This window comes from Microbacterium sp. 22195 (assembly GCF_052056515.1).
GTDB lineage: Bacteria > Actinomycetota > Actinomycetes > Actinomycetales > Microbacteriaceae > Microbacterium.
Window position 1 is genome coordinate 500,439 of record NZ_JBQEPE010000002.1, and the last position, 8,959, is coordinate 509,397.

At 70.7% G+C, this 8,959-nt stretch carries 8 protein-coding genes; 7 read left to right on the top strand and 1 reads right to left on the bottom strand.

The genetic code is table 11. The features are described 5' to 3' along the window. Positions 1-123: 123 nt before the first annotated feature. The 7 genes from ACTJJ4_RS10465 (at position 124) to ACTJJ4_RS10495 (ending at position 7,119) form a co-directional block, all read left to right on the top strand. The gene (locus ACTJJ4_RS10465; protein ID WP_440943249.1) at positions 124-1,296 is read left to right on the top strand and encodes an ROK family protein; all 1,173 of its coding nucleotides are present in this window, start codon (positions 124-126) and stop codon (positions 1,294-1,296) included. After that, positions 1,293-2,288 (top strand): Gfo/Idh/MocA family protein, encoded by a 996-nt coding sequence (locus ACTJJ4_RS10470; protein WP_440943250.1) that lies wholly within the window; start codon positions 1,293-1,295, stop codon positions 2,286-2,288. The genes ACTJJ4_RS10465 and ACTJJ4_RS10470 overlap by 4 nt, the downstream gene beginning before the upstream one ends. Then, entirely contained in the window at positions 2,285-3,310 is a 1,026-nt protein-coding gene (locus ACTJJ4_RS10475; protein WP_440943251.1) for a Gfo/Idh/MocA family protein, read from the top strand. Before ACTJJ4_RS10470 ends, ACTJJ4_RS10475 begins: the two co-directional genes overlap by 4 nt. A gap of 44 nt (positions 3,311-3,354) precedes the next feature. Continuing rightward, complete coding sequence (locus ACTJJ4_RS10480) at positions 3,355-4,569, top strand: aminotransferase class III-fold pyridoxal phosphate-dependent enzyme (protein WP_440943252.1); 1,215 nt, start codon at positions 3,355-3,357, stop codon at positions 4,567-4,569. Next, positions 4,566-5,315 (top strand): amidohydrolase family protein, encoded by a 750-nt coding sequence (locus ACTJJ4_RS10485; protein WP_440943253.1) that lies wholly within the window; start codon positions 4,566-4,568, stop codon positions 5,313-5,315. The genes ACTJJ4_RS10480 and ACTJJ4_RS10485 overlap by 4 nt, the downstream gene beginning before the upstream one ends. After that, on the top strand, positions 5,312-6,094 hold the full coding sequence (locus ACTJJ4_RS10490; RefSeq protein WP_440943254.1) for a hypothetical protein: 783 nt from the start codon (positions 5,312-5,314) through the stop codon (positions 6,092-6,094). Before ACTJJ4_RS10485 ends, ACTJJ4_RS10490 begins: the two co-directional genes overlap by 4 nt. An 83-nt stretch (positions 6,095-6,177) precedes the next feature. After that, positions 6,178-7,119 carry a Gfo/Idh/MocA family protein gene (locus ACTJJ4_RS10495; protein WP_440943255.1) on the top strand — a complete coding sequence of 314 codons (942 nt, stop codon included), beginning with the start codon at positions 6,178-6,180 and terminating at the stop codon, positions 7,117-7,119. A gap of 117 nt (positions 7,120-7,236) precedes the next feature. Here ACTJJ4_RS10495 and ACTJJ4_RS10500 read toward each other — a convergent pair whose 3' ends face one another. Further along, positions 7,237-8,745 carry a lipase maturation factor family protein gene (locus ACTJJ4_RS10500; protein ID WP_440943256.1) on the bottom strand — a complete coding sequence of 503 codons (1,509 nt, stop codon included), beginning with the start codon at positions 8,743-8,745 and terminating at the stop codon, positions 7,237-7,239. Between the last annotated feature and the right edge of the window lie 214 nt (positions 8,746-8,959).

An 8,959-nucleotide genomic window follows, 5' to 3' on the forward strand; every position in this document is an offset into this window, starting at 1 on the left:
TCTTCAAGTTCTCGCCAGATGCTGATTTTCTGGCGGCCGATCCCGAAGAAGATCCCCCTGTTATTCCGAGAATGCAGTGTGCTAATTTGAGTCGCACGCCATCGATGACGAGAGGAGCAGCCCGTGTCCCGACACAGCAGCCTGCCCATCGCCGTGCGGGCCGCCCTCCACATCCGTGACCGGGGCACCGCCACCGTCACCGAGATCGCACAGACCCTCGAGCTCTCCCGCACCTCGGTGGAGAACGCGATGGGCGTTCTCGCCGATATCGACCTGATCGCCGACGCACCCGTCGCGACGGGCCGTGGTGCGGGCCGCCCGGCCCGCCGCTTCGCCTTCCAGAACCGCACCGGTCACGTGGTCGGCGTCGACATCGGCATCGCCTCGGTGCGAGTCGTCATCGCCGACCTCAGCGGCCAGGTCGTGCTGCACCGCGGCTTCGACGGCGTCACCCGCTCGCGCGACGCCGTCGACAAGCTCGCCACCGTGATCGACGACATCCGCACCACCCTGCACGAGGCAGGCATCCCGCGCTCGCGAGTGCGCGCCATCGGTGTCTCGCTCCCCGGCATCGTCGACGACAACGGCCGGGTGACGACCTCGGTGGTCATCCCGGAGTGGTCGGGCGTCGACATCGGCTCCCAGCTCTCGGATGCGTTCGGATGCCCGGTCTCCGTCGACAACGGCGTCCGGCTCGCCGCCGTCGCCGAGCACCACCTCGGCGTCGCGCAGCTGGTCGACGACGTGCTGTACCTCTCCGTCGGCAACCGCATCGCCATGGGACTGATCCTCGGCGGGAGGCCACGGCGAGGAATCCACAACGCCGCCGGAGACATCGGCCGGCTCGCCTTCCCCGGCCTGGTCACCGAGACCGGTCAGCTGACCTGGCGCACCGGCGAGAACGCGGAGGACGTCTTCCTCCGGGCCCGCAACGGCGACGTCGACTCCCAGCAGGAGCTCACCGGGTTCATCGACCAGATCGCCCGGGGCATCGCCACCCTGGCGCTGACCGTCGACCCGGCCATGATCGTCATCGGCGGCGGCCTGTCGGCCGCGCACGAGCAGTTCCTCGACCCGCTGCGCCCCGCGCTGTCCGCCCACATCGGACTCCCGTTCGCCGTCCCCGTGGTCGGGGCGCGTCTGGGGGCGGAAGCCGCCTCGCACGGTGCGGTCGTGTTCGCGTTCCGCCGGCACGCCGCCGCCATCTACGGGATCGAGGGCATGCCCGTCCCGCCCATCACACCGCTTCCTGCGGGAGTCGCCGCAGTCGCAGAGCTTCAGGAGGAGACAGCGTGAGCACACCGAGAGTCGGACTCATCGGCGCGGGAGGGATCTCCCGCGTGCACGCCGATGCCTGGCGCGCACTGGGCGCTGAAGGCTACGTGACCTCCCTCCAGGGCGCCGAGGAGATCGCCGCGGAGTACGGCTTCACGTTCGTCGAGGACGTCGACGCCCTCATCGAGGCGGTCGACATCGTCGACATCCTCACCCCCAGCAGCACCCACGCCGACCTCGCACTCCGCGCGATCGCGCGCGGAAGGGACGTGATCTGCGAGAAGCCTCTCGCCGACACCGCCGAGAACGCCGCCCGCGTCGTGCGGGCCGCGGAGGAGGCGGGCGTGCGGCTCTTCCCCGCGCACGTCGTGCGCTACATGGGCGAGTACGAGCGCATCAAGGCGGGCATCGATTCGGGCCGCATCGGCGAGGTCGCCGTGCAGCGCTTCGCCCGCGCCGGAGCCGCGCCGCAGTCGCCCTGGTTCTTCACGGAGAGCACCGGCGGCGGCGTCATCCGCGATCTGATGATCCACGACATCGACCAGGCCATCTGGTTCGCCGGACCCGTGGCATCCGTCTACGCGGTGCAGAACCCTCCGACCGTCGACGACGTCGTGCCCGCCCCCGTCAGCTCCCACGTCGTGCTCACGCACGAGAACGGCGTCATCAGCCACCTGCATGCCAGCTGGGTCGCGGCCGGCATGCCGTTCCGCACCAGCGTCGAGGTCTCCGGATCCTCCGGACGACTGCGATACGACAGCGCCGAGGACCGCGTCAGCCGCACCGACACCGTCATCACCGCCGCCTCCACCGACTACCTGCCGCCGATGTCGCCGCAGGAGAGCCCCTACTACGCCGAGATCGCGGACTTCATGACGGCTCTCGACGGTGCACGCGAGGCGAGGATCACGCCGGCGGAGGGTGTGGCGGCCGTGGCCGTGGCCGAGGCGGCCTATGCCTCGATCGCCACGGGCGCCCCGATCGCCCTCGAGACGCTGGAGGTCGTCCGATGACCGCCGTCCGCCCGCTCCGCGTCGCAGTGCTCTCGTTCGCGCACACCCACGCCCTCAGCTATGTGCAGGCGCTGCGCGCCATGCCCGGCATCGAGCTGATCGCGACCGACCCCGACGGTGCGACCGCACCCGATGACGCTCCGCGCGGGGCGGAGCTCGCCGCCGAGCTCGGCGTCGAGTACGTGGAGAGCTACGAGCAGGCATTCGCGTGGAAGCCGGATGCCGTGGTGATCGCCGCGGAGAACTCCCGCCACCGTGCGCTGGTCGAGCCGGCCGCGGCAGCCGGCGCGCACGTGCTGTGCGAGAAGCCGCTGGCGACATCGGTCGAGGATGCCGTGGCGATGCGCGAGGCCTGTGAGCGCGCCGGCGTGATCCTGATGGTCGCCTATCCGGTTCGTTTCGCACCATCGTTCCGCGACGCGCTCGCACAGATCCGCAGCGGCGGCCTGGGCAGGGTGCTCAGCGTCACCGGCGTGAACAACGGCAAGCTGCCGCAGGACCGCGCCTGGTTCACCGATCCTCAGCTCGCCGGGGGCGGCGCTCTGGTCGACCACGTCGTGCACTGCGCCGATCTGCTCGACGAGCTCCTCGGCGAGCGCGTCCGCACGGTGCGGGCGGTGTCGAACGGCACGCTGTACGCCGACCGCGACCTTGCCGTGGAGACCGGCGGGATGGTCACCCTGCAGTATCCGAGCGGCGTCATCGCGAGCATCGACTGCTCCTGGAGCTGGCCGGTGTCCTCCCCCACCTGGGGCGGACTCACCCTGCAGGTGGTGGCCGAGCACGGCACGGTCACGGTCAGCCCGTTCACGCAGGGCGTGGCAGGGCATGACGCGCACGGCGAGACCTGGGACCCGGTGGGCCTGGACCTCGACGCCCTGCTGCTCGCGGAGTTCGTGGCGGCGGTCCGGGACGGCCGGCAGCCACAGCCTGATGCCGGCGTCGGCGTGCGCACGGTGGAGATCGTGAAGGCCGCGCAGGCCTCCGCGGCACGCGGCGGCGAGGTCGTCACCCTGGTCTGACCTGCACAGACGCAGCATCCCGAAGGAGAGATGAGGAGATGGACATGGCGGCGAGGTGGCGGGACCGCGCGCTCGCAGTCATGCCGGTGGGCTCCAGCACGAACTCCAAGGCGCCGACGCTGCTGCCCGATGAGCCCGAGGTGATCGTCCGCGGTTCGGGATGCCGCGTCTGGGATGACCGCGGGCGCGAGTTCATCGACTACCGGTGTGCTCTCGGCCCGGTCACGCTGGGATACGCCGACGATCGTGTGGACGCGGCGATTCGCGCGCAGCTCGCCGACGGCATCCTCTTCGGGCATCCGCACCCACTCGAGACGACGACGGCTGAGCTGTTCTGCGACATCGTTCCCGGCGCGGAGGCGGCACGGTTCCTGAAGACCGGCGGCGAGGCGCTGGCGGCGCTGATCCGCATCGCCCGCGCGCACACGGGACGGGACCGGATCGTGCAGATCGGCTACAACGGCTGGCTGAACTCGCTGGCATCCGGAGGCCGCGTGCTCCCGGGCAGCACCTCGAGCACCGTCCAGGGAGTCCCGGGGGCGCTTTCGGCTCTGCACCACGCCGTGGAATGGGATGATCGCGCCGCGCTGGACGGACTGTTCGCCGCGCACGGCTCGGAGATCGCGCTGATCCTCGTCGCCGCCGACTACCCGTCCATCCCGGAGGCGGGCGACTTCTACCGGTATCTGCGAGACCTCACCGACGCGCATGGCGCGCTGCTCGGGTACGACGAGATGGTCACCGGATTCCGGGTCGCCCTGGGCGGGATGGCGGAGTTCACGGGCGTGCTGCCCGATCTGTCCGTGTTCGGCAAGGGCATCGCCAACGGCATGCCGCTGTCGGTCTACTGCGGGCGCCGAGACGTGCTCTCGGTCCTGGATCGAGGCGAGGTCGTGGTCTCGTCGACGTACGGGGGCGAGACGCTCTCGCTCGCGGCCGCGACCGCGACCATGACGGCGCTGCGCGACGAGGACGTGCTCTCCCGGCTCCGCGCTTCCGGCCGGCGTCTGCAGGACGGCGTCAATGCGGCGTTCGCCGCGGCAGGAGTCGGCATCCGCCTGGCGGGGCATCCGACCTGCCCTCAGTTCGTCGCCGATGACGACGCCGTCCTGCAGGCGTTCATGCGGCTGGCTTTCCGGCACGGGGTCTCCCTGTACCGCGTGGCGTACGTGAACGCGGCGCACACCGAGGCCGACATCGACCTGACCGTGGCGCGCATCCGCGCGGCCCTCGAGGATCTCGCAGGGGAGATGCCGTGATCGGCATCGATGCGCACACCCACCTGCACGACGGCGGATTCGACGACAGGATCGTCGAGGCGGGACGACTCCTCGGCATCGATCTCTTCCTCTGCAGCAACATCGGCGACTTCGTCGCGCATCCCTCGATCGACGAGGTGCGCGAGATGAACCGCGTCCTGGTGCGCGAGCTGGTGCGACTGCCCGATCATCTGCGCGGGTACTGCTACGTGAACCCCCGCTACGGCCGCGACACCATGGAGGACCTGCGACGGAACGTCGAGGAGCACGGGATGGTGGGCGTCAAGCTCTGGATCGCCACGCTCGCCGACGACCCGCTGGCCGATCCGATCCTCGAGTACGCCGCCGAGCACCGGCTGATCGTCCTCACGCACGCCTGGCGCAAGACGGTGGGCGGTTTCCCGTACGAATCAACGGCCGAGCACGTGGCGCGGGCGGCGCGCCGCCACCCCGGCACCCGATTCCTGATGGCGCATCTGGGCGGACAGGCCGAATCGGCCGTCAACATCGTCCGCGAGCTGCCCAATGTCGCCGTCGACACCTCCGGCACGATCATCGGCGGCGGCGAGGTCGCGCTCGCCGCCGAGCGGCTCGGCGTCGATCGCGTCGTGTTCGGATCGGATCTGCCGCACGTGGACCTGTCGGTGAACGTGGGGAAGGTGCTCGGCGCGGGTCTGGAACAGGATGCCGCGGATCGCGTCTTCGGAGGCACGGTCGCCGGCTGGCTCGAGGAGGTGCGGAGATGACGGCGGCGTCACGGATGCTGCTGAGCAGCTTCTCCGAACTGGACGCGACCGACACCATGTGCCATCTGGGCCAGTGGCCGTACCGGCTGTCGGCCGCCGCCGACGCCGGCGCGCTGCGGACGTACGGGAAGCGCCACGGCCTGCACGCGATCTGGGTCTCGCACCTGGCCGCGCTCTTCGGCTTCGACACGCGGACCGGGAACGAGGCCGCCCTGGCGGCCTGCGCCGGCGAGACACTGCTGCGACCCTTCGCCGTGATCGACCCGAGCGAGCCCGGCTGGCGCCAGGAGCTCGAGTGGGCGGCGGATGCGGGTGCAGAGGGCGTGCGCGTGGCCCCCGGGATCCATCACTACGACGTGGCACTGGTCACTGAGGTGATCGATGCCTGCGCGCGACACGACCTGCTCGTGCAGGTCATCGTCCGACTGGATGACGCACGCGTGCGTCATCCCTCCTCCCCCGCGCGCGACCTGGAGGTCCGCGATCTCGCCGAGCTCGTCCGATCCCTGCCGTCGAGTCCGCTCCACCTCAGCGGGCTGAACCTCGCGGAGGCCACCGAGCTCTCCCGTCACCTCGGCGATGACATCCCGCCCGGGCTGCGGCTGGACATGTGGCACCTCAACGGGCCGACCGGTGTCGTGTCGGATCCGAGCGCTCCGCTCGGCGATCGACGGGTCTTCGGCAGCGGCTTCCCGGTGCAGACGCCCGAGGCGACCATGCTGCAGATCGCATCGGCCGGGCTCCCCGCCGACCGGCTGCGCGCCATCGTGACGCCCTAGGCCACCGCGGGAGGCGGGAGGCGGATAGCACGCTCACGCGGATCCCCGAGCAGCCGCCTCCCCCGCGACGTAGGCTCGGCCGTATGGATGACACTCCGCGGATCGGGATCGTCGGCGCCGGAGGCATCGCTCCGCCGCACATCGAGGGCTGGCTCGCGCTCGGTGCCGAGGTGGACATCCTGCGCCGCACCGGAGCGGATGCCCTCGCCGAGCGCTACGGCATCCGCATCGTCGACACCCTCGACGAACTGATCGACGCCTGCGGGATCATCGACATCGTCAGTCCCACCGCGACGCACCTCGGCATCGCGAGGGCCGCCTTCGGCCGCGGCAGGCACGTGGTGTGCGAGAAGCCCCTGGCCGTCACCGTCGCCGACGCGCAGGCCATCGCGGATGCCGCGGACGAGGCGGGCGTTCGCGTGTTCCCCGCGCACGTGGTGCGCTACTTCTCCGGCTACCGGCAGGTTCACGAGGCGATCGGCGGGGTCGGCACCCTTCTCGAGCTGACGTTCCGCCGGACGGTCGCCGCTCCGGCATCCGCCTGGTTCTACTCGCAGGACGCCGGCGGAGGGCTCATCCGCGACCTCATGATCCACGACCTCGACCAGGCCCTGTGGCTGGCGGGTCCGGTGGTGGAGGCGTCCGCGACGCAGGATCCGCCGGCGATCGACGGAGTCGTGCAGCCACCCGTGTCGGCGCACGTCACGCTCACGCACGCGAACGGGGCCATCAGTCACGTGCGCGCGGACTGGTTCGGGCCGGAGACCCGGTTCCGTTCGAGCGCGTCCGTGGTCGGCTCAGCCGGCGAGCTGTCGGTGGACACCGACGAGCTGTCCGGCGCACGGGAGGGGCACCTGCCGCCGGCATCCGCCCTGGATCCGTACCGCGCGCAGCTCGCCGACTTCCTCGACGCCATCCGCACCGGTCGCGACGCGCGGGTCACGCCCGCCGACGGCGTCGCCGCCGTCGCACTGGTGGAGGCCGCGTACGCGTCGCTCGCGACCGGTCATCCGGTCCTGCTCTGAGGTCACGCCGGCCCGACCGGGTGCACCTGCACGACGCGGGCACGGATGCACGGCCGAATGCTCGATCCGGTCGTGCATCCGTGCCCCGGTCGTGCGCCTGTGCCGGCGAGCGAGTGGTCACCCGCCGAGCGGGCGCACCACCAGCCCCTGCCGCTCGCGCACCCAGACATCGCCGGATGCCCGGTGCTCGGCGCGCGTGCTGAACCGGTAGCGGTACGCCACCACGCGCACCCAGCGGGGGCGCTCGCCCGCGAAGGGGTCGCGACGGAGCATCCGCAGCGTCGGGGCATCCGCCTCCAGCAGCCGGACGAGGAACATCGCGAACCAGTCCTCCAGAGGGCGTCCGAGCGGCAGGAACCACATCAGCCAGTCCAGCCGCAGGTGATACGGGGCGAACTGCCGCGGGATCCGGCGCAGGTCTCCTGGCTTGCCCTTGAACTCGTACTCGCGCCAGCGGGCGGCATCCGGATCGGCGTCTGTCGTGCCCTCCACGACGAACTCGATGCGCTGCTTCGTGACGGTGCCGAAGGCGCCGTAGGCGTTGGCGAGCTGCCAGCGGTTGAAGCTCGCGTTCATCAGCTGACGGTGCGCGAACAGGTTGCGCAGCGCGGGCCAGCTGATCGCGAGGTACAGGATGCCGACCGCCGACGTGATCACGAGCCAGTACAGATCCAACTCCCCGGTTCCTGAGCGAGCGAAGCGAGACGAAGGGCGCTGCGCTCGCTCGACGACCGGGTTTCGCAGGCCGGGCCACGACACCGCCGAGAACGCGATCACGACCGTCGCCCAGTTCAGCCAGGCGAAGTTGCCGGTCACGATCAACCACAGCTGCGTGAGGATCACGATCACCGCCGCGATCGTGCCGACGATCTGCGGCACCACCGCGAGCTCGGGGACCAAGCCCCGGAACAGCCCCAGGACCGGCGCGAACAGGAAGAACGGCACCACCAGCTGCGCGAAGTGATTGCCCAGCACCTCCCCCTTGTGGAACCACCGTGGCAGCAGGTGCGCCTGGCGGCTGAGCGGCCCCGGCATCGGCTGCGTCTCATGGTGATAGGTCAGCGCGGTCAGATCGCGCCACTCCCGTCCGCCGCGGATCTTGATCATCCCCGCACCGAACTCCAGCCGGAACACCAGCCACCACAGCAGCACCATCACGACGGTCGTCGGCGGCTGGTCCCGGGATCCGAGGAAGGCGGCGAGGAACCCCGCCTCGAGCAGCAGCATCTCCCAGCCGAAGCCGTAGAAGGTCTGGCCGATGTTCACCACCGACATGTACCCGCCCCACAGCAACAGGAAGGCGATCATCGGCACCCAGGGCGGCCCGAGCTGCGGGATGCCGACGACCAGCAGCGCCGAGATCGCCATGCCCGTCCAGCACAGCGCCGCCAGGCGCCGGTCCGTGTACCTGATCCGCGTGAACAGGGTGGGGCGCAGCATCCGCCTCCTCGCCTTCGACGAGGTCGCCCAGTTCAGCAGTTCAGGGGCGGGGAGCAGCCCGCGCTCGCCCAGCAGCGGCCGGAACTGGTTCAGGCTCGACAGGAACGCGACGAGGTACAGCGCCGCGACGCCGCGCTGCACGACCTCGCGCGCGAATCCGTAGTCGATGGCCGCGAACCCGTCCATGTGCCCAGGCTAGGCCGAGGCGGTCCGGTGCGGCAGAGGCCTTGACAGCCCGCATCGCCCGGTCTCATCCGCGTCGAGGCTCCCCTCACGTCGAGGCCCCCTCCGGGCGTGGGCGGGTTCCAACGGTCGTCGCAACACCCCGAGTTTGGGAGGTTGCGACGACCGTGTCGTTTTCGGAGGAGAGGGTGCAGCTGCGGGCTGAGTTCGTGGTGTT

Bases quoted from the DNA above. Each gene is read 5' to 3' on its own strand.
- ACTJJ4_RS10480 (WP_440943252.1), top strand. From the start codon at position 3,355: ATGGCGGCGAGGTGGCGGGACCGCGCGCTCGCAGTCATGCCGGTGGGC.
- ACTJJ4_RS10495 (WP_440943255.1), top strand. From the start codon at position 6,178: ATGGATGACACTCCGCGGATCGGGATCGTCGGCGCCGGAGGCATCGCT.
- ACTJJ4_RS10475 (WP_440943251.1), top strand. From the start codon at position 2,285: ATGACCGCCGTCCGCCCGCTCCGCGTCGCAGTGCTCTCGTTCGCGCAC.
- ACTJJ4_RS10490 (WP_440943254.1), top strand. From the start codon at position 5,312: ATGACGGCGGCGTCACGGATGCTGCTGAGCAGCTTCTCCGAACTGGAC.
- ACTJJ4_RS10500 (WP_440943256.1), bottom strand. From the start codon at position 8,745: ATGGACGGGTTCGCGGCCATCGACTACGGATTCGCGCGCGAGGTCGTG.